At 64.4% G+C, this 25,809-nt stretch carries 17 protein-coding genes and 1 pseudogene; 6 read left to right on the top strand and 12 right to left on the bottom strand.

The window, feature by feature from the left end; translation table 11 throughout:
• Positions 1-4: 4 nt before the first annotated feature.
• Genes secF through yajC form a run of 3 tightly spaced genes read right to left on the bottom strand, consistent with a single transcriptional unit; the run spans position 5 to position 2,928 of the window.
• On the bottom strand, positions 5-985 hold the full coding sequence (secF, locus tag AC1RN0_RS05010) for a protein translocase subunit SecF (RefSeq protein WP_492786328.1): 981 nt from the start codon (positions 983-985) through the stop codon (positions 5-7).
• Between the two features lie 10 nt (positions 986-995).
• The gene (gene secD / locus AC1RN0_RS05005; protein WP_492786327.1) at positions 996-2,591 is read right to left on the bottom strand and encodes a protein translocase subunit SecD; all 1,596 of its coding nucleotides are present in this window, start codon (positions 2,589-2,591) and stop codon (positions 996-998) included.
• A gap of 25 nt (positions 2,592-2,616) precedes the next feature.
• Entirely contained in the window at positions 2,617-2,928 is a 312-nt protein-coding gene (yajC, locus tag AC1RN0_RS05000) for a preprotein translocase subunit YajC (RefSeq protein ID WP_492786326.1), read from the bottom strand.
• A gap of 116 nt (positions 2,929-3,044) precedes the next feature.
• Here yajC and AC1RN0_RS04995 point away from each other — a divergent pair, with 116 nt between their 5' ends.
• Together AC1RN0_RS04995 and AC1RN0_RS04990 are read left to right on the top strand one after the other, a co-directional pair.
• A complete protein-coding gene (locus tag AC1RN0_RS04995) occupies positions 3,045-3,884 on the top strand; it encodes an ATP-binding protein (RefSeq protein WP_492786325.1) in 840 nt (279 codons plus the stop codon).
• A gap of 16 nt (positions 3,885-3,900) precedes the next feature.
• Complete coding sequence (locus AC1RN0_RS04990; RefSeq protein WP_492786324.1) at positions 3,901-4,140, top strand: hypothetical protein; 240 nt, start codon at positions 3,901-3,903, stop codon at positions 4,138-4,140.
• Between the two features lie 3 nt (positions 4,141-4,143).
• Here the strand turns inward: AC1RN0_RS04990 and AC1RN0_RS04985 are convergent, their stop codons facing one another.
• Both AC1RN0_RS04985 and AC1RN0_RS04980 read right to left on the bottom strand, forming a co-directional pair.
• Positions 4,144-5,652, bottom strand: a complete 1,509-nt coding sequence (locus tag AC1RN0_RS04985; RefSeq protein ID WP_492786323.1) for a peptidoglycan DD-metalloendopeptidase family protein — start codon at positions 5,650-5,652, stop codon at positions 4,144-4,146.
• A gap of 847 nt (positions 5,653-6,499) precedes the next feature.
• Complete coding sequence (locus tag AC1RN0_RS04980; RefSeq protein WP_492786322.1) at positions 6,500-6,673, bottom strand: hypothetical protein; 174 nt, start codon at positions 6,671-6,673, stop codon at positions 6,500-6,502.
• A gap of 56 nt (positions 6,674-6,729) precedes the next feature.
• Here AC1RN0_RS04980 and AC1RN0_RS04975 point away from each other — a divergent pair, with 56 nt between their 5' ends.
• The 4 genes from AC1RN0_RS04975 (at position 6,730) to AC1RN0_RS04960 (ending at position 14,498) form a co-directional block, all read left to right on the top strand.
• Positions 6,730-9,828: an HsdM family class I SAM-dependent methyltransferase gene (locus tag AC1RN0_RS04975; RefSeq protein WP_492786321.1), complete on the top strand. Its 3,099-nt coding sequence runs from the start codon at positions 6,730-6,732 to the stop codon at positions 9,826-9,828.
• Positions 9,828-10,481, top strand: coding sequence for a hypothetical protein (locus tag AC1RN0_RS04970; protein ID WP_492786320.1), 654 nt, complete (start codon positions 9,828-9,830; stop codon positions 10,479-10,481). The genes AC1RN0_RS04975 and AC1RN0_RS04970 overlap by 1 nt, the downstream gene beginning before the upstream one ends.
• Before the next feature lie 154 nt (positions 10,482-10,635).
• Complete coding sequence (locus tag AC1RN0_RS04965; RefSeq protein WP_492786319.1) at positions 10,636-12,612, top strand: ATP-dependent nuclease; 1,977 nt, start codon at positions 10,636-10,638, stop codon at positions 12,610-12,612.
• Between the two features lie 2 nt (positions 12,613-12,614).
• Positions 12,615-14,498: a UvrD-helicase domain-containing protein gene (locus tag AC1RN0_RS04960; RefSeq protein WP_492786318.1), complete on the top strand. Its 1,884-nt coding sequence runs from the start codon at positions 12,615-12,617 to the stop codon at positions 14,496-14,498.
• Between the two features lie 49 nt (positions 14,499-14,547).
• Here AC1RN0_RS04960 and AC1RN0_RS04955 read toward each other — a convergent pair whose 3' ends face one another.
• The 7 genes and pseudogenes from AC1RN0_RS04955 to AC1RN0_RS04925 all read right to left on the bottom strand — a co-directional run bounded on the left by AC1RN0_RS04955 (position 14,548) and on the right by AC1RN0_RS04925 (position 25,738).
• Positions 14,548-15,363 carry a hypothetical protein gene (locus tag AC1RN0_RS04955; RefSeq protein WP_492786317.1) on the bottom strand — a complete coding sequence of 272 codons (816 nt, stop codon included), beginning with the start codon at positions 15,361-15,363 and terminating at the stop codon, positions 14,548-14,550.
• A complete protein-coding gene (locus AC1RN0_RS04950; RefSeq protein ID WP_492786316.1) occupies positions 15,350-16,198 on the bottom strand; it encodes a hypothetical protein in 849 nt (282 codons plus the stop codon). Before AC1RN0_RS04950 ends, AC1RN0_RS04955 begins: the two co-directional genes overlap by 14 nt.
• 61 nt (positions 16,199-16,259) lie before the next feature.
• A complete protein-coding gene (locus AC1RN0_RS04945) occupies positions 16,260-16,772 on the bottom strand; it encodes a hypothetical protein (RefSeq protein ID WP_492786315.1) in 513 nt (170 codons plus the stop codon).
• Positions 16,773-17,341: 569 nt separating this feature from the next.
• Positions 17,342-18,088 (bottom strand): annotated as a pseudogene (locus tag AC1RN0_RS04940) (IS110 family RNA-guided transposase); the annotation flags it as partial.
• Positions 17,994-18,596: a hypothetical protein gene (locus tag AC1RN0_RS04935; RefSeq protein WP_492786314.1), complete on the bottom strand. Its 603-nt coding sequence runs from the start codon at positions 18,594-18,596 to the stop codon at positions 17,994-17,996. The gene AC1RN0_RS04935 and the pseudogene AC1RN0_RS04940, both read right to left, overlap by 95 nt.
• Before the next feature lie 420 nt (positions 18,597-19,016).
• Complete coding sequence (gene imm40 / locus AC1RN0_RS04930; protein WP_492786313.1) at positions 19,017-19,364, bottom strand: Imm40 family immunity protein; 348 nt, start codon at positions 19,362-19,364, stop codon at positions 19,017-19,019.
• On the bottom strand, positions 19,364-25,738 hold the full coding sequence (locus AC1RN0_RS04925) for an RHS repeat-associated core domain-containing protein (protein ID WP_492786312.1): 6,375 nt from the start codon (positions 25,736-25,738) through the stop codon (positions 19,364-19,366). The genes imm40 and AC1RN0_RS04925 overlap by 1 nt, the downstream gene beginning before the upstream one ends.
• Positions 25,739-25,809: the final 71 nt, after the last annotated feature.

Genomic DNA, 25,809 nt, shown 5'->3' with positions numbered 1-25,809 from the left:
GGCCTCAGGGGCGGGAGGCCGCGCCGAACTTGATCGGCGTCGCCTCTTCCTCGCCGCCACGCTTGACGCCCCACAGCAGGATCACGGGCGCGGCGACGTAGATCGACGAATAGGTGCCCAGCGTGATGCCGAACATCATGATGACCGAGAAGCCGAACAGCGCCTCGCCGCCGAAGATGGCGAGACCGGCCAGCGCCATGATCGCCGTGGCGCCGGTGATGACGGTCCGGGACAGGGTCTCGTTGATCGACAGGTCGATGACCTCGCGCAGGGGCATCTTCTTGTACTTGCGCAGGTTCTCGCGAAGGCGGTCGAACACCACCACCGTGTCGTTCATCGAGTAGCCGATGATGGTCAGGATCGCGGCGATGGTCGTCAGGCTGAATTCCATCTTGGTGAGGGCGATCAGGCCGAAGGTCAGGATCACGTCGTGGAACAGGGCCACGACCGCGCCCAGGCCGAACTGCAGCTCGAAGCGGAACCAGATGTAGACCAGCATCAGGCCGATCGCGACGAGCAGGGCCAGGATGCCGCTGGTGAACAGCTCGCCCGAAACCTTGGCGCCGACGGTGGCGTCGTTGGTGAACTTCACCGTCCCCAGAGCCTTCTGGATGGCCTGGCGCACGTCCGACTTCACCGCGTTGGCGTCCTTGCCCTCCGGATTCTGGAATCGGACCATCACGCCGGCCTTGGCGCCTTCACCGAAGGCCTGAACGCCGACGTCGCCGAGGCCCTTGTTGCTGACGGCTTCACGCACCACGGCCAGATCGACCGCCTTGGGATAGGTGGTGAACTCCAGCACCGTGCCGCCGCGGAAGTCGATGCCGCAGGTCAGGCCCCCGCAGGGTCCCTTGAACGGCAGCAGGACGAGCGCCAGCGAAGCGAGGGTCGCCACGACGGACAGGGCGCCGGCGTACTTGGCGAAGTCGACGAACCGGAAGTTCGTCTTCACCGGCAGGACTTTGATCAGAGGCCAGAAAGTCATCGCACGCACCTCAAGCGATCGGCAGCGTCTTGGGACGCGCGTATTTGAACCAAAGGGCGAGCAGAAGCTGGGTCACCACGACCGCCGTGAACACGGAGGTGAAGACGCCGATCGACAGCGTCCAGGCGAAGCCGCGAACCGGGCCCGCGCCGAAGAAGAACATGATCAGCGCCGCCAGCAGGGTCGTCAGGTTGGCGTCGATGATCGTCTCCATGGCCCGCGAGAAGCCCGCGTCCATGGCGGTCACCAGGGGCCTCCCCGCCCGCAGTTCGTCGCGCATCCGCTCGTAGATCAGCACGTTGGCGTCGACGGCCACGGCCAGGGTCAGGATCAGGCCCGCGACGCCGGGAAGGGTCAGGGTCGCCTGGGTGGCGCTCATCGCGGCGATGATCAGCAGGCCGTTGATGATCAGGGCGATCACCGAGATGCCCCCGAACAGGAAGCCGTAGGTCAGCAGCATGAAGACCAGGATGGTGACGAAGCCCACGATGGTGGAGGTCATGCCGGCCTTGACGGCGTCCGCGCCCAGTTCGGCGCCGACCGTGCGCTGCTCTTCCACCTTCAGCGGCGCCGGCAGGGCGCCGGCGCGCAGCAGGATGGCCAGTTCGTTGGCCGATTCTACGGTGTAGTTGCCCTGGATGACGCCGCTGCCGCCGGTGATGGCGCTGCGGATGTTCGGCGCCGAGATGACCTTGCCGTCGAGCACGATGGCGAACGGCTTGCCGATGTTCTTGCTGGTCACGTCGGCGAAACGCTTGGCCCCCTGGCCGTTGAAGCGGAAGGAGACCTCCACCTCGCCGGTCTGCGGATCATTGACCTGCTGGGCGTTGGTCAGCATGTCGCCCGACACGTCGACGCGGCGGCGAACGACATAGGCCGGCGCGTAGTTGTCGGTGCTGGGCAGGATCACCGAGCCCGGCGGAAGACGGCCGGCCTGGGCTTCCTGCAGCGACACGCTGGTGTCGACCATCTGGAAGGTCAGCTTGGCCGTCTGGCCGATGACCGACTTCAGCTTCTCGGGATCGCTCTCGCCCGGCGCCTGCAGGACGATACGGTTGGCGCCCTGACGGGTGATGGCCGGTTCACGCGTGCCCAGTTCGTCGACGCGGCGACGGATGATCTCGATCGACTGGTCGACCGCGCTCGAGCCCTCTTCCGCCAGCGCCGCCTCGGAGAAGACCAGGCTGATGCGCTGGTCGTCGCCGCGCGACATGCGCAGCTCCTGCTTGCCCGACTTGGTCAGCTGGTTGAGGCGTGACAGCTTGTTGAACGCCTTGGTGACCAGCGACGGGTCGGTGATGCGCACCGTCACGCCGGTCGGCGTCAGGACCAGGTCCGAGAACAGGATCTGCTCATCGCGCAACGACTTGCGGACATCCTCGAGGAGGTTGGTCGCCTTTTCCTTCCGCAACGCCTTGGTGTCGACTTCCAGCAGCAGATAGGAGCCGCCCTGAAGGTCGAGACCCAGGTTCAGCGTCTTCTTCGGCAGGAATCCCGGCATCGACTCCCGCACACTGGCGGGCAGCAGGTTGGGAAGGGTGAAGAGCAGGCCGAAGAGAACCGCCGCGGTGACGACGACAAACTTCCAGCGCGAGAGCTGCATCATGACAGGACAGGCCTTGGCGCTGTGATCAGGACTTGGTGTCGTTGGCGACGGCGGGTTCGCCCTTGCCGCGCACTTCGGCGATCATCGCCTTGACGACCTTGACGGTGACGCCCTGGGCGACTTCGAGGCCGACTTCCTTGTCCTCGACGCGGACGACCTTGCCGATCAGGCCGCTGTTCAGCACGACATTGTCGCCGCGCTTCAGCGCGGTGAGCATGTCCTGGTGCTCCTTCGCGCGCTTCTGCTGAGGGCGCAGAATCATGAAGTAGAACAGGATCGGCAGAAGCAGAAGCGGGCCGAACTGCATCAGCATGTTGGTGGAATCGCCGGCAGGCATGTGGTCTCCGGAAGTCTCGAGGATCGGCGCAGCCAGCAGGGCGCGCCAAAGGTCGGCGGAAACTAAGGGCTCCCCCCCCGCTTTGCAATGCGCGGCGGTCCCGGTAAGGGCGGGGTATGGACGAGAAGACACAGGCCGTGCTGACGCGGATCGCCGAGGCGCTTGAACGGATGGCGCCGCCGGCGCCGCCGGAACCCGATTTCACGGCCGCGCGCCTGTTCCGCCATGATCCGGCGGGCGAGGCCTTTCTCCCGGCGCCGGACTATCCCCTGCCCCTCGACCTGCTGATCGGGGTGGACGGACAGAAGGCCCGCTTCGTCGAAAATCTGCGCCGGTTCGCCTGCCATCTGCCCGCCAACCACGCCCTGCTGTGGGGCGTCCGCGGGACGGGCAAGAGCTCGCTGGCCAAGGCCGCCTTCATGGCCGTGGCCGACACCCATCCGGCGCTCAAGCTGATCGAGGTCGATCGCGACGAGGTCGCCGCCCTGCCGCCGCTGTTCGACCGGCTTCGCGGCCGGACCGAGCGGTTCGTGGTGCTGTGCGACGACCTGTCGTTCGAGGACGGCGCCGCCGCGGCCAAGGCGCTCAAGTCGGCGCTCGAGGGCGGCGTCGCCGGCCCGCCGGAAAACGTGCTGTTCGTGGCCACCTCCAACCGCCGCCACCTGATGCCGCGCGACCACGCCGAGGGCCGTGGCATGATCGCCGCCGCCGAGGACGCCGAGGAAGAGGTCAGCGTCTCCGATCGCTTCGGGCTGTGGATCGGCTTCCCGCCCATGGACCAGCCCGGCTACCTCGAGGCGGTGAAGACCTATGCCGCGCGCTTCGGGCTGAACACGCCGGACCTGCAGGGCCGTGCCCTGCGCTGGGCGCAGCTGCGCGGCTCGCGCTCGGGCCGCATCGCCTGGCAGTTCATCCGTGACCTGGCCGGCGAACTGGGCGTAAGCCTGCCCGGCTGACCGCGAGGAGGTCCCGATGGGCAAACCCTGGTTCAATCCCAAACGCTACGGCTTCGGCGTCGGCCTGCCCTGCAGCTGGGAAGGCTGGGCCGTGCTGGCGGTGTTCGCGGCCATCATGATCGGCGGCCCGTATCTGCTCGACAGCGTGGACTGGCGCCTGCGCGCGAGCGTCGGCGTCCTGGCCATCGTGGCGCTGGTCGTGATCGTGGTCGCCAGGACCCGCGGCGGCTTCCGCTGGCGCTGGGGCCGGGACTGAGTCCTACCGCCCGCGCGGCAGGACCAGGCCCGGATCGATCGCCTTGGCCTTGAAGCGGGCCGAGGGCGAATAGCGAATCTCGAAGTGCAGCTGCGGCTGGCTCACGCCGCCCGTCGTGCCGACCTGGCCGATCTGTTCGCCGGCCTGGACCTGCTGCTGCATCCGGACGTCGGCGCGCGCCAGGTGGCCATAGACCGTGACCCAGCCGTCGTCGTGCTGGATCAGCACGGTCACGCCGAAGCCCGGCACGTCGCCGCCCGAGTAGACCACCTTGCCGGCCGCCGCGGCGCGGACGGGCGACCCCGCCGGGGCGCCGATGTTGAGGCCGTCGTTGCGCTGGCCGCCGCCCTTGGGGCCGTAGGCCGAAATGATGTCGCCGTTGACCGGCCAGACGAAGCGGCCACGGCCAAGGGCCGTGATCTGCTCATCGGTCAGGGCCGGCGCGCGGTCATCCGGCACCACCTGCGGCGCGGGCGGCAGCGGCTTGGGCGGCATCGGCGTCGTGACCGGCGGCGTGACCGGACGGGGCGTCGGACGCACCGGGGTCGGGGTCGGGGTCGGCGTCGGGGTCACCGGCGTGGGGGTCGGGCGCACCGGCGCGGGCTTCACCGGCGTCGGACGAACAGGCTCGGGCGTCGGTTCGGGCGTGGGTGTCGGCGTCGGCCGCACGGGGGTCGGGCGTACCGGTTCGGGACGAACCGGCTCGGGCTGCGGTTCAGGACGGCTTGGCTCCGGCGCCGGCGCCGGCGCCTCGACGGTCACCGTCTTCTTGATCGGCCCGCTGTCCTTGTAGCCGGCCGGCAGGCGCAGCTTGCGGCCCGGCCGGATCGCCGAATTGACCGTCAGGTCGTTCTCATCGGCCAGATCGGCGGCCTTGACGTTGAAACGCCTGGCGATGGCGAACAGGGTGTCGCCCGGCGCGACGACATAGGCCTTGGCGCGGCTGGGCGGCCCCTTGAGCACCTGGCCCGGCTTCAGCTTGTAGGGTTCCTTGAGGCCATTGATCTTGGCCAGCTCGGCGCGGGTCGAGCCCATGGCGCGGGCGACGGCGTCGAGCCCCTGCCCTTCCTTGACCGTATAGGTCTTGGGCCGGCCGTCGATGTCGACGACCTTGCCGGGGGCGAGGGTGATGACCTTGGTGACGGTGGCCGGAACCGGCGGCGGCGTCGGCCGGGCGCGCTCGGTGCGGATGACCGGCGGCGGCGCGGACGGGGTGACGGGCTCGGGCGACGGCGCGCGCGGGGTCGGCGGCGGCAGGTCGCGGGTTTCCACCGGGCCGACGGCCGGGCCGGGCGTCGCCGGACCGGCCCCGGACGGCGCCGCCGGCGCGGCGCGGCCGGCGGGGATCGGATCGCCGTTCTCGTCGGTCTCGACCGGGGCCGGCTGGACCGCCGGCGCCGTCGGTTTGGCCGGAGCCGGAGCCCGGATCGGATAGGTCGGCGTTACGGCGCCGGCGCTGGTCGCGAAAGCGGCCAGGGTCAACAGCGCGGTGCGGGAGATAAAATGCGTCATCGCCGGTCCTTGGGTAAGCCCCGATTGTGTCGTCCCAGCGGCCTTAAGCCTGCGTTAACGAACACGGGTTTGCGATCCAAACAATTACAATAGGTTACGGCCATCAAATATCCGACTAGTCACTTAAACTAGGGCCCAGGTCGGTTTGGTCCGCCCCGCGCGCCCCATCTCTCTGCCCTCCTACAGATAGAAGTCGGATTCCACGAGACCCCGAACAGCCTTTTGCTATCTCAGGCCAATGCGGGCTTGTTACCCGTTGGCGTAGGGACTCGCGAAGCTGCTGAATCCATTCAGCCGCTTCATGACGGCTACCACCACACTCAAACAGATGATCGTTGCACGCGTGGGAAGCTTCGATTGAGCGGGCTCGAGGAGACCAGTCTAGACAGGTCTCAGCACGGGTCTAGGCAAAGTCAGTTACCTTTATTCGCCGCCCATCCGGAGACCGGTGTGAGCCAATTGCCGACGTTGGCCCAGACCAGAACATAGCCTCAGCCCGCAGCCGTAGGCGCGTGAGCCAGTTACAAGGAATGAAACATGCGACGAGCGAAGGCGGGGTTCACCCCTTGTTGATCGGGGTGCCGTTCCACACTAACTTGCCCTAATGCGGTATACTCAGAGCCAGATTCGTGAACTTCTTGCCATTTCGGTGGACGCTTTTCGCGCGTGGCGGAGCGCCATTCCCGCGCTGGCTCTACATAAAGGGCATGCCCCTAGCTTTGCGCCAGGGGACGTCGTTGCCATGGCGATAGTTGCCGAACTTGTCCGGGACTTCGGCGTACGCGTGGGAACGTTGGGCGACCGTTTCGACCAGCTCTTCAAGGCGTGTGGGGGGAGGTCCTGGATCTCACTCGAAAATTGCGTCGCCCTGATTGAAGCCGACAGCTGCCGTATAGTCGATGCAAGTCTCGCCCATGGCCAGTCGCCGGTCGCTTCCACCCTTTGTGTACCGTGCGCGCCGATCATAGCGCGTCTGCGGACGGCGCTTACGGCGACGGAAGTCGATCAAATGCAGGGCCATCTGCAGTTTCCGCCAACCTCGCTGGGCAAGCAGCCCGACCGGCCCAGCAAACGAGCATGACCACCGCCCTGGCATCCGCATTGGCGCCGGAGTGGAGAGACCGCTTGGGGCTCACACATCGGCGCTCGCCTGAACTCTACGAGTCCGCCGAGGCCGTCAGCGACGTGCCGCATGCACAGGCTATCCGAGCCGCCCTCACTGAAATGGGCGTATCGGCGATCTTTTGCGTCCAAGGCGTACCAACTGTCGCAATCCTGGAAGTCGATCACTACGACCCTGCCGCGATTATCGACCTTCACGGCGCGCTCTGGAATCAAGGCTTGGCCAGCCTGTTGCTGGTCATCGCCGACGACACGCTCAGAGCGTTTTCGCTCGCTCGTACTCCGCTGAGCGATCCCGGCGAAGCTTTTGAGCGTCTCTGCCTCATCGACAGCCTCAGCCTGACGACCGAAGCTCTTAGATTTCAGAACCTCATCTACGGCGCGGAATCCGGACGTCTTTGGAAGGACTACGGAGAGTATTTCCCCCCGAAAGAACGCATTGATCAGGTCCTGCTCGACAATCTCAATGCGTCTCACGACCTCCTGCAGAAGGCCGCGCTCGCTCCCGAGGCGGCGCAAGCCCTGCTGATACAGGCGATGTTTATCGCCTACCTTGAAGACCGGGAGATCGTAACGCCCGCCTACTTTGCGGCCGTCTCCGAGAAGCGCGCGGAGAGCTTTTCCGCGCTGCTGGAAACGGGCGACGTCAATCTCTTCCGGTCCTTCTTTCAAACCCTCCATGCGGATTTCAATGGCGATCTGTTCGTCGCGCCGTGCTCATTCGAGCTCCTGGGCGAGACACCCGAGGTCACGCCCGCCCATCTGACGATCTTGGCGCGGTTCCGGTCAGGCCGCGAAGAAATGGCGCATTCTGGACAACAGCGGTTCTGGGGCTACGACTTCCGTTATATCCCGATCGAGCTCGTAAGCGCCGTCTACGATCGTTTTCTTGGTGAACGCGAGGCCGAACGGCGCGCCAACGGCGCCTACTACACGCCCATGTTCCTTGCCGACACGGTCGTTTCCCAAGCCTGGGAGATGTTGCCAGATGCGACAAGGACGACAGGAAACTTCCTCGACCCCGCCTGCGGTTCAGGCGTTTTCCTCGTCCGCTCTTTCCAGCGGCTCTGCGAACATTGGCGCGCCAAGCACAAGACGCAGACGATTTCCTGGAAGACGCTGCTGTCCTTGCTGAGCCAAATCCATGGCTGGGATCTGAATGGCGGCGCCGTTCGGGTCGCCGTGTTTTCGCTCTACGTCGCCTTGCTCGAGGAGGTGTCACCACGCGACATCCGCAAGCTCATTACCCGGGGAAAGCTCCTGCCGGAACTTTGGGGAAAGACCCTTGTCTGCCGCGACTTTTTCGAAGTGTCGCCAGACGGCGCCCGGTATGATGTCATCATCGGCAATCCGCCGTGGACCAGCCGCCGCGGCCCGGCACGCCCTTCCGTGCAGTGGAGCAAGAAGACAGGGCATCCCATGCCCGGTGGCGAGGACGCTTGGGCATTCAGTTGGAAGGCCCTCTCACATCTCTCCGACGGCGGACTCATCGCGTTCCTGCTGCCGGCGATGGGGTTTCTTCACAACCACGCCCAAAACACGGTTGAAGCCCGTGATGCGTTCTTCCGAAAATCCCAGGTCCGCCGCGTAATCAACTTCGCTGACCTTCGGTTCCAGCTCTTCGAAAAAGCCCATCGTCCCGCGGCTCTGATCATATACGGCAGGCCGAATCCGGATAATTTCCCGTATCGCTTCGACTACTGGGCGCCAAAGGCAGACCTTAATCTGCGCATCAAGCGCGTCATCACGCTGAGCAGTGCGGACAAGGCCGCGCTTGGGGTGGGCGCGGTCCTCGATAACCCGCTCATCTTCAAGCAGCGCCTTTGGATGCGCGAGCCGGATGCCAAGCTCTTTGGCTATCTCGCAAGGCTTCCCAAGCTAGAGGCCTTCGTCAACGACTTCGGCGGCCTGAGCCGTCGCCGCGAAGAGCCGGGCAATCGATGGGTCATCGGACAGGGCTATCAGCCCTTCAATGAAGACAGCAATAGCGATGCACCTCCACTCGAAAGCATGTACGTCGGTCGACTGCCGGACCTACCCATTGCAGCCTACTCACGCCTAGCTCAGACCGTGGATGGCCTGCTGCCGGCCGCATCATCGACGGTTCGTCGTAGGGGATTCGAGGCCGGGTTCGATGGCTCGCGCATCCTTATTCCGCGCGGGGTCGAGACGTCGCAGAATCGTCTTCGGGCCGCCTATTGCGATCAGCCGCTGACCTTTCAGCATATCTTCCAAGCAATCGTGGTGCCGGACGGCCAGAGCGACCGTGCGAAACTCCTGACCGCGATACTTAATAGTCGCGTGGCGGTCTGGTACGCCTTTCATGGCACCGCTTCGTTCGGCTCGGATCGACCCGAAGTCCAGCAGGCCGACCTGCTGCATTTGCCGTTTCCATCGCCCGACGATGTCCCCGATCCAGCCGCAGCCGCGCAAGCCGCCCTTAAGCTGATTGCGATTGTGGACGACGCACGCGAACGCTCCAACGAGCCGTTCTCGATGCAAGTCGACGACGGCGAGATCCTGCGGACAATCGACCAGCTAGCGTACCAATACTTCTGCCTGTCGCCCGATGAAGTCGTGCTGATCGACGATACCGTCGAGGCGATCCTGCCTGCGCTTCAACCCCATGAAGGCCACTTCCCGAAAATGTGGAGCGCACCGGACGAACAGCAACGGGCGCAATACGCCCACACATTGGCAGCTAGCCTCGCAGACTGGTTCAAAGGCAAAAAGATCGATGCGCGCCTCGTCGCGCGCGGCGCTGACCTGGCGATACTTCGTCTGCACCTGGGCGGCCATGAAGACTACGCCGAGGATGCGGCCGGTGAGCTCGGCGAAGTACTGGAGCAACTAGCAGCTCACATCCACCGGCCACTCGACGGCAATTTCCAGCTCATGCCGGACCTGCGCGTTTTCGTTGGTGACTGCCTTTACCTCATTAAGCCTTTGCAGATGCGCTTCTGGCTCCGCTCCACCGCGCTCGCCGATGCCGATGGTATAGCGCTCGATCTCCAGCAAGCAGCCGCCCTACCCCAACAGCGGGGCGCGGATTGATGCTGATCGGTGATGTGCAGGGATGGGTCGAAAACTTCGTATCGTTTGACGATCGCTTCCTGGAGAGGATCGCGGCCGCGTGGCCAGCGTGCATGGCTGTTCTTCCCGATCAGCCAGGGGAGGATGATATCACCATCAATCTCGTCGATCGCCTGGCCAAGGACGTCGTGGTGCGTCGGTTGTGCCATTGGGTCGAATATCAGTTCGAGCCATTCGGCCTCGCGGCCGACGGGTCGAAATTCAGCAAGGGCATCATCGACATCGCCGTGCTCTTCGACTGGGATCGACAGCGATACCTGGCCTATGAGTGCAAGCGGCTCAACGTGATCAACGGCGGAAGCCGTAGCTCCTTAGCGACCGTGTACGTCACGCAGGGCATGATGCGCTTTCTCACCGAGCAATATGCGGAGCAGCTGCCTGTGGGGTGCATGCTCGGTTACGTGCTCGATGGCGACGTGTCCTTCGCCAATTCACGGATTGCCGACGCCATCGGCGGCCATGTCCCGCTCGCGCTCGCTGAGGGACCCACACCGCTTGCCGCGATTGAAGCGATTGAGCGCTTCCGCACACGGCACACCCGTCAAACCGGATCACAGATCGAACTTCGCCACGCGCTATTTTCGAAGCCGTCAGCGGCCGCACCAAACGCCTGACAAAAGCAGCGCCGGGTCGCCGCTCGTTTTTTCAAGCTTCAGCACGCCTTGTACTGACCGATAAAGTATAAGCGACGAATTCACGAGAGGGCCAAGCTGCCGATCAAGGGAAAATTGACGCTGGCTCCATAACTGAGGGAGAGGTCGAGTAGCGATGTTTATTGAACGGCTCAGTCTAACGAATTTCCGCTGCTTCGGACCTGCAGCGACAAGCGTCGATCTAACCTCCGGCCTGACCACCTTTGTCGGCGTCAACGGGGCGGGCAAGACCGCCCTGATGCAGGCCCTGCAGCGCCTGTTCGGCGTGACAGGCGATCAGCGACGCCTACGGCGCCAGGATTTCCATGTCCCTTCCACCGAGCTCGTCGCGCCGCTTCAGCGGAACTTCGTGCTGGAGGCGATCATCGCCTTTCCGGAACTGGACGGCGACGGCTACGGCGATGGCGGCGCGGCGATTCCAGAATTCTTCCACCAGATGGCCGCTGAAGAGGCGGGCAAGCTGAAATGCCGCCTGCGCCTCGAAGCGACCTGGACCGATGACGGCTCGCTCGATGGCGCCATTGAACAGAAATACTGGGCAGTCAGGACCTTCGGGCCACTCACCGACGCCGATTGCACCGAGTTGAAAGCGACCGACCGGGCACGGATCCAAATGATCTACGTGCCGGCGACGCGGGACGGCGCCTCCCAAGTGACGGCCTTTCTGCGCGGCCGGCTGTGGCGCGCCATCAACTGGTCGCAGGGTGTCCGCGACACGTTCACAAACGCAGGCGCCACCTTGAACGGCGCTTTCGCCGGGGAGCCGGCCGTCGAAGTTATTGCCGCAGCGGTGACGCGGCGGTGGCGGGAAGTCTACACCGCCGGGACCGACACGACGGCGGTCTTCCGCCCGCTCGACCTGCGTTTCGAGCATTTCATCCGCAAGGTCGAGGTGGTCTTCCGCCCCGACGAGGCGGGACGGGAGCGGGCCCTCGATGACCTAAGCGACGGCCAGAGGTCACTCTTCCATCTGGCCATGACCGCAGCGACACTGGACATTGAAGCCGGGATCGTGGCCGATCCTGCTGGCGCCGGGTTCCAAGCCGGCGGCGTACCGCTGCCTGCGCTCACCCTCATCGCGATCGAAGAGCCCGAGAACAATCTCGCCCCCTTCTATCTCTCCCGCATCGTTCGGCAGATCCAGGACCTGACGAAGTCGCCGCAGGCGCAGGCTGTTGTCTCCAGCCATTCTCCCAGCATCCTCGCCCGGGTGGACCCGACCCAGGTGAGGCACTTACGGCTCAATCCGCACGATCGCACGGCCCGCATCCGTCCGATCAACCTCCCCGTTGGCGAGGAAGACGCATCGAAATTCATCCGCGAGGCCGTTCGCACCTACCCCGAACTCTACTTCGCCCGCTTCGTCGTGCTGGGGGAAGGCTCATCCGAAGAGGTCGTTCTTCCGCGTCTCGCCGAGGCGATGGGTCTCGACATCGACCGATCCTTCGTCGCGGTCGTTCCGCTGGGCGGCCGCCATGTGAACCACCTCTGGCGACTGTTGACCGACCTCGACATTCCCTACGCCACCTTGCTGGACCTCGACTGGGGCCGTTCCGGAGGCGGATGGGGACGTATTAAGACAGCCTGTACGCAACTGCTTGCGAACAATGTCACGCCTGAAGCCATCTTCCAGCAGCAGCTCGAGCCGCTCGGTCCGGCAGCGAACCTGGCGGCTTTCGACGCTCTGCCGATCACCGACACTGCACACATCACCAACTGGATGAATCGGCTGCGCCAGTTCAACGTCTTCTTCTGTACGCCCCTCGATCTCGACTATTCCATGCTGTCGGCCTTTCCTCTCGCCTATCAGGTCATCGAACCGGGCCGCCAAGGGCCGTCGCCCGCCGGCGAGCCTCGCACGTCGGTTCTGGGCGACGACGGCCTGCCTCACCTTTACGGTGCGAACCACGACGCCTTGATGCGCTGGTATCGCTATCTGTTCCTAGGGCGCGGCAAGCCTAGCACCCATGTCCGGGTGTTGAGCGCGCAAGACCCGGCCGCGCTTGCGGCGGGCGCGCCCGAAGAGTTGCGTGCGCTCCTGACTTCGATTGTTGCGCGCCTGACACCGCCGCCGCCGCCCGCAGGCGTCTGACCATGCGCCCTGTTCGGCCAGAGGACTGGCGCCCCAGTGGCATCGACGATCTTGAACCGGCGGCATGGAATGCCCTGCGCCACGCCGGGTCGGCGTGCGTGGTCGCAGGACCCGGCGCTGGCAAGACCGAATTCCTGGCCCAGCGCGCCGACTATCTGCTCGAGACGGGCCTATGCCGGCCACCGCACCGCGTGCTGGCGATTTCGTTCAAAGGCGATGCGGCCAACAACCTCGCCTCGCGCGTCCGAAAGCGATGCCCGCCAGAGTTCGCCAACCGGTTCGTCTCCGTCACCTTCGACGCTTTCACCAAGAGCCTGGTCGACCGTTTTCTCAACGCCATCCCCGCCGACTGGCGCCCGACCCGGCCCTACGAAATCGCCTTTCCCAAACCCAAGGCGGTCGAAGGCTTCCTCACCCTCGCTCGGCTCAATGCACCGCCGCAATGGCAGGCCGAAATCGCCGGCTACAGCGCGAGCGATTTTGAATCCAAGATCGTCGGTAGCTACCGCCTGCCGATGGTGCCTATCGCGCGCCAGAACGCCGCCGAATTCGCCATCGCCCGCTGGTGGGCGACGCAACTCCGGCCAGGGCAGCCGTCCGCCCTTACCTTCGTGGGGCTCAACCGCCTCGCCGAGCTTCTAGTCCGCGCCAATCCCCACATCCGCCGGGCGCTTGTCGCTACCTACCCCTTCGTGTTCGTCGATGAATTCCAGGACACGACCTACGCGCAATACGACTTCCTGCATTCGGCGTTCTCTGGCGGGCAGACCATCATCACCGGCGTCGGTGACGACAAGCAGCGGATCATGGTCTTCGCCGGCGCCCGCCAGGACGCCTTTCAGCGGCTGCAGGCGGATTTCGGGGGAGCCCGTTTTCCCCTCCTCTTCAACTTCCGCTCTTCGCCCGACCTGGTCGCCATCCAGCATGTCGTCGCGCGAGCCCTAGATCCGAACACCGCTCAAACGCTCGCCCAGACCGCGCGTCAGGTCGATGGCGACGTGGCTCAGGTCTGGTCCAGCCAGACCAAGGCGGCGGAAGCCGCCCACCTGGCGCAATGGATCGCCAACGACATGGCCACCCGCGGCCGGGCGCCGCGCGACTACGCACTGCTCGTGAAGCAGAGATCCGATGATTATGAGTACGAATTCGCCGGATCCTTCGCCGCTCAAGGTCTTCGGATCCGTAACGAGAGCCATATCCTTGGCAAAACCTCGCTCCAGGATTTGCTGTCCGACGAGCTAAGCCGGGTCGCGATCGCGATCTTTCGCCTGGGCGCGACGCGACGCGCGCCGGCCGCATGGCAGTTGGTCTCGGCGTCTGTCCTGGCGCTGCGCGCTACCGGGCCAGACGATTACGCGCGCGCGGCAAAGGTCGAGGCGGACCTCACCGCATTCCTCGCCGCGCTTCGCACCGACATGGCGGCCACCGCCCCGTCGCGGCAAAGCGCCCTCGACTTCGCCACACGGGTTTTTGACTATCTCGATCTCGATGCGATCGCTCGAACCTACGCCGAATATGGCGTTGGCGACCAACTCCAGATCATCCTAGATGCTTTCTGCATCCACTTCTTCGCCTGCGCCGATGGCGCGGCAAACTGGACGACCTGCCTCGACGCATTCGAGGGGGTCGATCAGGTCCCGATGATGACCGTCCATAAGAGCAAGGGGCTGGAATACGACACCATTATCTTCGTCGGTCTCGACGACAAGGCATGGTGGGCTCACACTCCGGGCGATCCAGAAGGCGTCGCCGCGTTTTTTGTCGCCCTCTCGCGGGCGAAGCAGCGCGCGATCTTCGCCTTCTGCCAGCAACGCGGTGCGCGCAACAAAGTGGCTGAACTCTATCAGCTCCTGACCAATGCCGGCGTGCCGGAAATCGCGATATGAGGGCTGCGGGTAAAGGCGAAGCGCGCGCCGTGCCGCAATACCGCAGGCCTCAACTGTCGCCGGCGGCCATCGTCAGTTTGCCGGCTAAGTGCTGCATGAACGAACGCGTGTTCTCGAAGATCTGGACCGCGCGCTCTTCATCGTACCGTTCGAGCGGGTGCATCGCGTGATTGCGCCAAGCGTTCTTGATGAAACGCAGATGGACGCCCGCTTCGGCCGCCCATTGCTCTTCCTCTCGGCCATCGACCTTGCGGCGGACTTCGCGCAGCTTGCCCTCGATCGCGCCGAGGACGCTGTTCCAGTTCTCCCCCGACGGCACGTCCAGATGCTTGGCCAACGCGTCCAGTCCTGACTCCAGCACGCGCATTAGGTGCATGACCGTGGCCGTCCAGCGCCCGAGCGCCCGGCACTTGCCAGCCTCGGCGATGTCGTAGGCGACGTCTGGAAAGGTATCTTCTACCAGCTCACCGAAAAGAGGGTCGGTGGCGAAATATCGGGCGCTGGAGGCTGGAAAGGCCAGCAGCAGTCGGGCCTCCATCTCGTCCTGAAAGGCCGAGGTCAGGATCGCTATCTCATCAGCGACCAGACTCAATCGATCAGGAGTCAGGGCGATGTGAAACGGCGCGACCTTGTCGAGGTTCCGCGACAACCGGCCGGCGCTGGCCCGCCCGGCGGGCATGTTCAGGGCCTCAGCAATGGCGGCGAGCCGCCGGGCGCACTCGCGCATTTCGGCGAAACGCTGGATCTCCAGCTGGCCCACGCCTCCGTTCTCGATGACCTGCCGTCGCATCAGGACCAGATGCTTGTGCGATCCCGCCAGATAGGTGAGCGAGGCCAGAAGGTGGTGGACATCAATCCGGACCATGCGCGCGCCCTTCGGGCTTGTGGGAGTCAATGGCGGTCGCCGGACGATGCTGGATCATGAGTTTGATGTCGTTCTCGCCGCCGCAGACCTCGCATTTCCAGCCCCTACCGTTCTCGATCTCGCTTCGCCACGGGAAGATCGACGTCTTGCATTCCGGGTTGGCGCACTTGACCTCAACCTGGTCCGGCTCGAAATGCGCCTTTCCATTTCCAGCGTCGGTCACCTTGTAGGTTGCCCCGCATTCGAAGCACGTCGCATCGAACACAGCCCTCCCGCGCGGCATGCGCTTGCGGACCGGATGGCCGCATTTCATGCAGTCGAGCGATGCGAAGATCCCAATCGTAGCGTTCCACACCGGGGACGCCAACACGTCAGTCAAATAGGCGGCAATATCGTCGCAGCGCGCCCGAAACCTCACGGGATCGACCTTTGCGCCGTCCTTGCACTGTTTGATCGTCGGTACGTGGAGATAGCTGCCCAAGGCGTCATAGTGACGCTTGATCGTCGCCATGTTCAGGACGCGCTCGGTGCCCAGGGACTCCATCACGTCCGGCGTCACGCCAAGCGACGGCTCGATCCCGAAGGCGAGGCTGCTATCCTTGTCGGCATTAGGATCGATTTCGAGGAGGATGGCCATCACCTTGCGCGGCTGCCAGGTCTCGCATTCGGCGGGCGGAAACTCGTCCTTGTAGGCCAGCGCCCGAGCATAGGTCAGCGACTCCATCGCCATGCGAAGTTCGAGCGCCGCATATTTCAGGCGTTCATTGTCCGTGGAGGCGAGTTCATCCTTGGCCCGCGCCAGCTCGCGCCGGGCATCATTACGATAATCCGTCATGCTGGCCTCCCCAGCCGAAACTGACGCGGCGGCAAAGCGAAGCGGATCGGCATCACATCGCTCATGGCGCGGATACCTCGTCGTCGGCCGATGGCCCGCCGTCGTCACCTAACGCAGCCAGGACATGGGCGTGCACTTCGCCCAGATTGATCAGCGTTACAATTTCTGGCGCTTCCTCCAGCGCCTTCTTCAAGAGGTCCATCTGATCGGGCTCATAGATGATGTGGTCGCCGTATGGCGGCCAGATCGCCATCAATCGAGGTACCGGCTTCCTGTCGTGCGCGAAGGCGGACCAGCGGTCCTGTCGAGATACGACGGAGTTGGCGGCCTCGAAGGTGAAACCCGCGTCGATCAGCAGCTTCGCCATCCGATACAGGCACAGGTCGGGAAGACTGAACCGCTTCCACTTCGCACGCGGGCTGGGATCGTCATGCGTAGCGGCTCCCGCATTGTGAAAGCCAGGCAGCAGTCCGACACGGCCGCCCAATCCGCGCTTCAGATAAGAGCGCAGCCCTTCATATCCGACCCCTACAATTTCAGCTGCCCGCGCTGTGGTTACTGTGGGACGAGACATAGCGGCTCCGGAATCGGTCTTGGCAGAACCGAATATGACCCGATCAGATCGGTGTCAATGGGACCGAATTGTTCGGTTGCGGGAAGGTTGCCGAAGGGGGACGCCTTCTCTGCGCCGCCGGCGCCAAGAGCCGGCCACTAGGCCCAGGCAAGACCCCGACATTCCGAGCCGCAAATGAGAGCTTCCTAGGGACGCAATCGCTTCAGGTTTCCGCGTCGGCCAAGAGCCGTCTTTTCCAATGTCACTAGGAGTCAACTACGGAAGTTGACGCCCGTCATTCACGCCTAAGTTCCATATGTGGACGGCCCCCTCCCCACAAGGCGGTCTCAGGCAGTTTGATCAGATCGCTTGCTTCCATATGTCCGGCCTGTTGGTGCGGTCAGAGCTGACCGCTGGCCAAGATGGTTTCCGCGAGACGCGTTCCTGACATTGTCGCGACCTTCGAGAGATCATGGAACTTATCGGAGTGCCGCGTTCCCGGATCGATCGATCACACCATCTGCTGTTCACCCTGCAAGTTCTGGCATCAACACGTGCGGGCCAGATGCTCCGCGCTGCGATGATTTCCTCTATGCCGCCTGGATCGCCGGCTCCTCGGCGGGCCTCTGACTAATCACCTCTCCAGACACCAACAGCTTCCACGCTGTCCGGGCCATCTTGTTGGCCAGCGCCACAGCGACAAGCTTGGCCGGCTTACGCTTGAGGAGATCCAGCAGCCAGCGTGACTGGGCCGACAGAACCTTCTGGCGCCCAGCGTGGAGAATGACCGAGGTCGCGCCCGCGACCAAAGCCGTTCGCAACGCCTCGTCGCCGGCCCGCGTAATGCGCCCAAGGCGGACCTTGCCGCCGGTCGAGTGATCCTTCGGTGTCAATCCGATCCACGCTGCAAAATGCCGAGCCGATCGGAAGCTCTCTGGCGCGGGCGCCTTCAGGGTCAGCAAGGAGGCGCCGACCGGGCCGATGCCAGGAATCGCAGCGAGGCGACGGCTGCGCTCATCAGCGCGATGCCAGGCAATCAACTTGGCATCGATCCCCTGTATCCTCGCCTGAAGCTGGTCGAGATCCTCCGCCAGGCCCGAGAATAGCTCTCGAGCGAGCGGCGGCACACTTTCGTCATCCATGATACGCGCCAGCATCGGCGCCACGTGGCCAACACCCGTGGCCGTGGTCACCCCAAACTCGGTGGCATAGCCGCGGATTGTGCCAACGAGCCGCGTTCGATCACGAACCAGTCGGTCGCGTAGACCAACCAGCATCAAGGCGGCTTGTTGCTCGGCGGTCTTCACCGGAACAAAGCGCATGGTTGGGCGGCTCATCAGATTCCAGATTCCAGAAAAGACGCAGGAAATTGAAATTCAACCGCGTCGATGCGGACATGCGCGGGTCGTAGCCGTCGGTCAGCAGCGCGATCGCCGCGTCGCGGTTGAGGCCGTCGGCGGCGGTGTTGACCGTTGTCGTCGGGTGGCCGCGCCAGATGTAGGCGTCGTTGGACACCGACCGGCCCATCAGCTGACTCATGGGATTGTAGACGGTGAACCCGAGGGTCAGGTCACCCGCCGATCCGGTGGCGTTCAGTCCCTGGCTGGTCAGTCGGTCGGCGCCGTCATAGCCATAGCTGGTCACCACGCCATTGCCGCGCGTGACCGTCGCGCGGTGGCCCATCGTGTCATAGGCGTAGGTCGCCAGCAGGCCGAGGCCAGAGGTCGCGCCGTTCTCGCCGACCGTGGTCGTACGGTTCAGGGCGTCGTAGCCGTAGGTGACGTAGAGTGCGTCCGGCCAAGTGACGCGGGTGCGGTTGCCGGCCGTGTCATACTGGTAGGTCATCGCCCGGCCGAACGTCGATTCCGAGGTCAGGCGGCCCGCGGTGTCGGAGGCCTCGTGTTCGGGGTCCGTGGCGTCGGAACGAAGTGCTCCGCCCGTAGCGACCGGAAGCGGAGCGTCAGGAGGCGGGAGGCGTCCTACCGACTATCGATGTGTTGCTTAACGATAAAGAGTGTGTGTCCCCGCTTCTGTGCGCTGGCCGGTGGCCGCCGCGACGGGAGGCCTGGCCTGAGGGACGTGGGTGGCGGACCGCCTGCTGATCTACCTGAAAGGTGCGAGTCCTCGTTTCCGTTGCCACGCGCGGCCGTCGCGCGAAGGCCCATGGGGTCAGGTCAGACGGATGTGGATGGGTGGACCAGGTGTCCATCTACCTGAAAAGTACGTGTCCCGGCTTTTGCCCTGGTTTCATCCATTTTCCCCAAATTAGGAACCTGAAGGAACGTGGGGAACATCCGGCACTATTGAAAATAGCGCATCCCGAACAGGGAATTTGGAAATATACCCAATTGCCTCTTCTCTACTTCGCTCTACGAAATCTTCATATTTCTCCCCGTCAGCTATTTCAGAATACCACCCCGCATATCCGAATGTTAACACCCCGCCCTTGAAGATATATGCATCTCCACCCAATATCGCGATCCCGATGCGGCTGATCTCTTCGACCGCGCTTATGGCGTCTGACTTGACGAGCGCCCAATTATTACTTTCTGTCGACTTCAGTTTTATTCCAGATTTCAGGATTTCATCCACCTCAACTGACCAAATCGTCACTATGGAACTCCCACCCTAAAGAACCGATGGTTGATTACCCCATTTGGCTCCTTGATCCATTCATAATAGCCTGGCTCTCCGGGGCGAAGCTCGCCCTGTAACCTCAACCGCGATCTAGTAACTCCATCTGCTCCCGTAACCGTATCGAGCGTACCGTGCTCGCTGGCTAAATAGTCGATTATGCTCGGAAATCCGTGTTTCTTATCGATGTTAAGCTGATGTTGTACTTTCGGTGAATAGCGAGCCCCTTTGAAGAAATCTTGCGGTCGGGGAGCAGGCGTATCTCCTCGGAGGACCAAAGCGGGCGCTGCTGGCCCCGCGTCAACAATCAATGCAATCAATCTAGCAAGAGTCCACGGACTGGAATCGGGAGGGGGATGATTGTCGCCGATGGGGGCCGGAGAACCCGGAATGCGCTTGGGTGGAGGCTTGCCGCCGCCATCGCTAACGGTGGTAATGCACGGTGCCTCTAACGCGCAGTCACCGCTAACCCTATCAGAGCGCTCGCTATTGACGAACCTGAGAAACGCACTGGAGATAAGACCCGACGGATCGGTTGAATTCACCGGGTCATTCCCCGTGTACGCATACAAATTCAGATCATCCTCATACCCGATCGGATCCGTCTGCAGGAACCGCCCGGTCACCGGATCATAGACCCGCGCCTTGTAGTGATAGAGCTGGGCCTCCGGCAGCATGATCTGGCCGGTGTAGCGGAAGCGGCTGCCGGTCCAGTCCTGGGGCTCGCCATAGGGGCCGTAGGTGTAGGTGCGCGTCACCGCGCCCGCGTCGCCGGCCTCGCCGATCACTGAGCCCTGGGCGTTGGTCAGCAGCCACCGGCGGTCGGTCGTCGCCGCGCCTTCGTACCAGACCAGCGGCTCGTCGACGCCCGGGCCATGCACATAGCGGCGCAGGGGCGCATTGCCGGTGCTCGGGTATTCCCCCACCAGGGCCGAGCCGGCGTAGAGGAACTGCGTCGTCGTGGATCCCGAGACCGTGCTGGTCAGCCGGCCCAGCGGGTCGTAGCCGATGCTGAGGCTCGCTGTTCCGCCCACGGTCAGCAGGCGGTTTTCCACGTCGTAGGTGAAGGTGCGTGACCCGTCGCTGGTCAGGTTGCCGCGCGCGTCGTAGCCGCCGGACAGGGCCGCGATGGCCGCGTCGCGGTTGAGGCCGTCGGCGGCGGTGTTGACCGTTGTCGTCGGGTGGCCGCGCCAGATGTAGGCGTCGTTGGACACCGACCGGCCTATCAGCTGACTCATGGGATTGTAGACGGTGAACCCGAGGGTCAGGTCACCCGCCGATCCGGCCGCGTCCATCCCCTGGCTGGTCAGTCGGTCGGCGCCGTCATAGCCATAGCTGGTCACCACGCTGTTGCCGCGCGTCACCGTCGCGCGGCGGCCCATCGTGTCATAGGCATAGGTCGCCAGCAGGCTGAGGCCCGAGGTCGCGCCGTTCTCGCCGATGGTGGTCGTACGGTTCAGCGCGTCGTAGCTGGACGTGACGTAGAAGGCGTCCGGCCAGGTGACGCGGGTGCGGTTGCCGGCCGTATCATACTGGTAGGTCATCGCCCGGCCGAACGTCGATTCCGAGGTCAGTCGGCCGGCGGTGTCGAAACCATAGTCGACGCCCTGGCCCGCCGTGCTGCCGAAGCGGCTGTACAGCACCCGGCTCGCGGCGTCGTAGCCGGTGTAGACGTCCGCAGCCGTTCCGCCGGGGATGTCCTTGAGGATTTCGCGGCCGAGGGCGTCGTAGCCGTAATTGATCACCTGCGCGTCGCGGCGGCGCACGCTGGTCCGTCGGCCGCCGGCGTCATAGCCATACTGCTCGTAGTCGGTCGTGCTCGAAGTGAGCGCGCCCACGGTGGTGACCGGGAAGCGCAGTTTCACAAGGCGGTCGAACCCGTCGTACTCCAGCGTCGAGCGGTTGGCGCGGGCGTCGGTGATCGTCGCCTGCTGGCCGTTCAGGGTGTAGCTGTAGGCGCCATAGGTGCGCTGGTCGGTCGTGCCGAGCCCCTGCAGGGTGGCGGTCGGCTGGCCGGCGGCGTCATAGAGCGACTTGCTGATGCGGTCGGGACCATAGGCGCCGGCCGCGCCGAGCGCACAGGCGTCCGCGGGCAGCGAGGCGTAGACCGTCGGATTCATCCGCACCGCGGCGCAGACGACCCGGTTGTTGGCGTCATAGCTGTACTGGGTGATTCCGGCGGGGGTGGTCTCGCGCACCTTGTTGTTGGCTGCGTCGTAGATGGTGGACATGGCTGTCTGGGCGACCGACAGGTCCGAACCGTCGGTCGCGGCGCCCGTGCCTTTTTCTACCGTCGTGACCCGGCCGAGCACGTCGTAGGTCGTTCGGTTCATCAGGCGAGGCAGGGTGCCCGCGCCATCCGGGTCGGCGCTGATCTCGATGCGCTTGCGGCGCAGGGCGTCGTAGGTCGTGTAGGAGACGTCCGTCACATCGGTGCGCGGACCGTCGACCGCGAGCACATCGCCGCGGGTGTTGTTGGTGAAACTGGTGGTAGCGGTGAACCCGGAAGCGCTTGTGTTCGTCGAGGTCAGGAAGCCGCTGGTGTAGGCGTTGGTGATCAGCACGCCCGTTGGATCGGTAGCCGTGAGCACCTGGCCGACGGTGTTGTAGGTGAAGCTGTAGGTCGGCCGCGAGGCGCCGGCCGTCGGCGCCGGCCGCTGAACGGATTGAAGTTCGCCCTTGCCGCCGCCGGTGGTGAAATAGGTGAAGTCAGTCTGGGCCGTGTAGGGGTCCCTGATCCAGGTCGGTTTGTTCCAGGTTGTGTCCCAGCTCGCCGAGATGACGATGTCGGCCAGGCCCGAACCCGGCTTGGCGATGCGTCGCAGCTCCGTGACGTTGCTGCGGTCGTCATAGGTGAAGCGGACGATATTGCCTTCCGGCGCGACGCGATCACGCACGCGGCCCCAGCCGTCGTATGTCGTGAGGCTGATGCGGCCCAGTTCGTCGATCTGGCGGATCTGGCGGTCGCGGTCGTCGTAAACGATGGACAGGACCCCGCCCATGCCATCGACCATCTGGCCGTAGCCGAATCCGGGCGTGCGGAACTGCACCGCCGGCCGGCTGCCGAGCACCGCCTCCCCGTCGCGATACTCCTTCACCGCGCCGAGGCGGTCATAGGTCAGCTGCAGGACGGCGTTGGTCGTATCGCCCGGCTTGAACACCTTGACCAGGCGGGGATAGGGCGACGGCCGATCGCCCGTGCCCGAGCGCTGCCATTGATAGGTCCAGACCTGCCCCAGCACGTCGGTGAAGCTGGTCGGCATCTCGCCTTCGGGATCGTAGGTGTCGGCCAGCGCTGTGGTGGCGCTGGTCACGATCGTCGTCGAGCGACCATCCGAGGAGCTGGCGTTCAGGCGGTCGATATTGATGTAGAGGCCGAGGCTGTTGGTCACCCGGGTCAGGCGATCGCGGCAGGTGTATTCCGTTTGTCCCGGCGCGAGGCTGCCCGAGCCCGCGCAGTAGGAGAACGTCAGGCTGATCCCGCGCGGGAAGGCCCAGGTCGTGGCGAAGAAGCCGAATGCCTTGGCCTTTGGATAGAGCAGCGTGGTGCTCGGATTGAACTGCCGCCAGCCAAGACTGATCGTGTCGGCTGAAGGACCGTTCCGCACATAGCTGACCGTGTCGTACTTCCAGGAATAGGACCGCGCGCCGGGCTCGAGGATGGCGTGGCGCTCGCCGGTCTTGGTGAAGCTGGCGCCGGACCCGCGCGGCGGTGCGAACGTGCCGTCGACCAGGCGAACAAAGGTCTCGCTCTGGGCGCCCATCGTCACGGTGACGACGTTGTTGGAAAGCTGACGGGTGTACCAGCGCATGATCGCCTCGCCGGCGATCTGGTTGGGGAGGCCATTGGGGTTCGCGCGATAGACGGAATAGGCGGCCTGCAGCGCGACCATCGGGCCGGCCAGCGCCAGCGGCGTTCCCGAACCCATGCCCTCAAGGCCACCGCCGGACGGCATGGCGCGAATATCGAAGTTATGCGTCCAGCCGAACGAACAACCTGGGCAGTGCTGCGAGCCGGCCTGGAACGTGCGCTGGAAGGTCAGCTGGTAGGGCGCCTCGCCCTGCCCCACCGTGATGTCCGGATCAGGGGTGTAGGTGAAGGCGCCGGTGCGCAGGTCGACGCCGTCGACGAACGAGCGGTCCTTGAACTGATCCTTCAGCAGGTCGGCCTGTTTCTCGGGCTTGAACGTTTCCTGCTGAACCGGATCAGTGCCCGCGCCGCCGCCCTTGAGGCCGCGGTCGAGCGAGGTGACCATGTGGATGATCTGCGAGCCGTCGGCCTTGAACGCGATCCAGGCGCAGCCGCGGTGCATCGTGGCGTCGGTCTGCGGAATAAGCTGGCTGAGCGCGCTGCCCGACGGGGGAGCCGCGCCCTGGCCCGGGCCGAGCGCGCGGTTGTTGGCCTGAACGACGTTGAAGCCGTCAGTCGTGTACGCGCCGCCGACACAGGCCAGGCCGCTCGCCGCCGAGCCGCCGCGATAGGTGGTCACCGTGGGCGCTGTCGTTCCCGCAGTGAACAAATGATAGCGGATCGTCGAGGCGAGATTTTCCTGGCCCCACGGGATCCGCTGGGCAGCCGACGACACGTCCACCGCGTCCAGCTGCTGCTCCATGACACTGCCTTCGAGGGCCGCCATCGCAGCGGCCAAGGTATGCCGTGCGCCAAGCTCGTCGGCCGAACTGGCAGTGAGGCTTGTGGTGCTGAAGCCGGAGTCCAGGTCCAGCCGCATCGCACTGTCGACGGGGGCGTCGCTCACGGGCCCCTCACCGGAGTCGATCACCCCGTTGTTGTTGGCGTCGTAGACCATCCACTGGCCTTGCGAGTAGGCCACCCCAAGCGTGTGATGCTGGAGGAACCAGACGCCCGAGATGCCCTCGAGAATGTCCTTGGTCCGGTTGACCTGGGCCAGCCAGCTGGCGGCCAGCTTGGCCTTGATCGAAACCCCGGTTGTTCCCGCGTCCGACTGAATAAATGTGCCGCCATCCGGCACCACGCCTTCCTGGGGATCGGGCTTCTTCTCATCGCGCTCGGTCGTGGCCTCAGAAGCGAGCTTGCCTTGCAGGGCCGGGCTGGTGTCGCCCCAACCATGGACGATGTAGACGTCCTCGGCGTAGTCCACATACTTGACCGTGGTGGCATCCATGTAGGCGCCGCTGTTCGCCGCATAGGGATGGTCGGCCGTGATCGTTACGGCGAGGTCCTGGGGCGAGGCAAGCGTCGCACAGCCCGAACCGACCAGAGCGCCATCGACGTAGATGCCGTTGACCGGTGAGGTCGCAGCCGACGCTTGTCGGTGGATCGTCAGCCGCCGGCCATAGATCTCGTCAACAAAGAACGAGGCCGAGCAGTTGTCGGCCTGGACGGAGAGCTTGGTTCGGAACCGGTCCGGCATGCCGCCGGTGAAGGTCCAGCGCGCCGTCAGCGTGCCGGTTGTCGGTGTCGCGCCCGGCGCGTCTACGTACTGAATCCGATCGCCGCCGACAATTTCCTCATCGGCTTTGTCCTTGTCGGTCGTGCGAAGATCGGTCAGCAGCGAGGTGGATGCCGTCGTCAGCGCACTCTCGATGCCGCTGATGTTGACACTCTGGATGTAACTGGCCCCGTTCTCGATGGAGACCGTCGCCGTCGTGGCTGTGGTGACAAACGTCGTGGTGTTGAACGCAGCGGCGGTCGGAACACTGATCGCCGTGTAGCGGGTTGAAGCCTTGAACGTCGGATCCAGCGTGCGCGTTACACCCCCGACCTCAACCTGGACCCAGACATGGCCCATGGTGATCGAGGTGACGTCGGTCGTTCCGGTGATGGTCGCGGGAATGCCACCGTTAGCCAGAAGCGACGATACGGCAGCCACGTTCTTGGTTCCAAGCCAGCTTTCGAGCTGGTTCCCGCTGAGCGTGACATCGCCCACGACATAGCGGGCGGACGGGAACCCTCCGGCGCGGAGCAGCTCAACCAGCAGCTGGGCCTGGTCGAAGGCCGTGCCGGATCGATCGATGAGAACGCCAAGCGCGCCCTTCTGGAGGCCGTACATCGGTACGACCTTGATGTTGTTGCGCACGAACGCGAACATCCGGTCCGGGTCATTGCCCAGGGACCGTGCGGTCTCGACAATTTCGGGCGGTCGCGTCGTGCCCCAAGGATAAGTGACCGTCGTTGGCTGCCCATTGTAGTAGGTCGCCGCCGCATCGGGCGTCATCAGGCTGGCCGAGCCGAACCGCACGCCAGGAAGCGTTCCAATGGATTGGGCGCTCGCAAGCGCCGGCCAAGAGAGAAGCGCCAGGGCCGCGAGGCACATAACGGCGCGGCCAAAACCCGACAGGTTTTGGCGCCGAGACGAATCGGCAATCAGCAAGTTGAATACTCCCCCTGGACGCCCCTAAGGGGAACGCGGGGCGTGCGTTCTGTCTAGAGGTGCATCAAGTA

The organism is Caulobacter sp. GW821-FHT12F03, assembly GCF_058806855.1.
The sequence above is the reverse complement of the archived record's forward strand: the minus strand, read 5'-3'. Positions and strand labels throughout refer to the sequence as shown.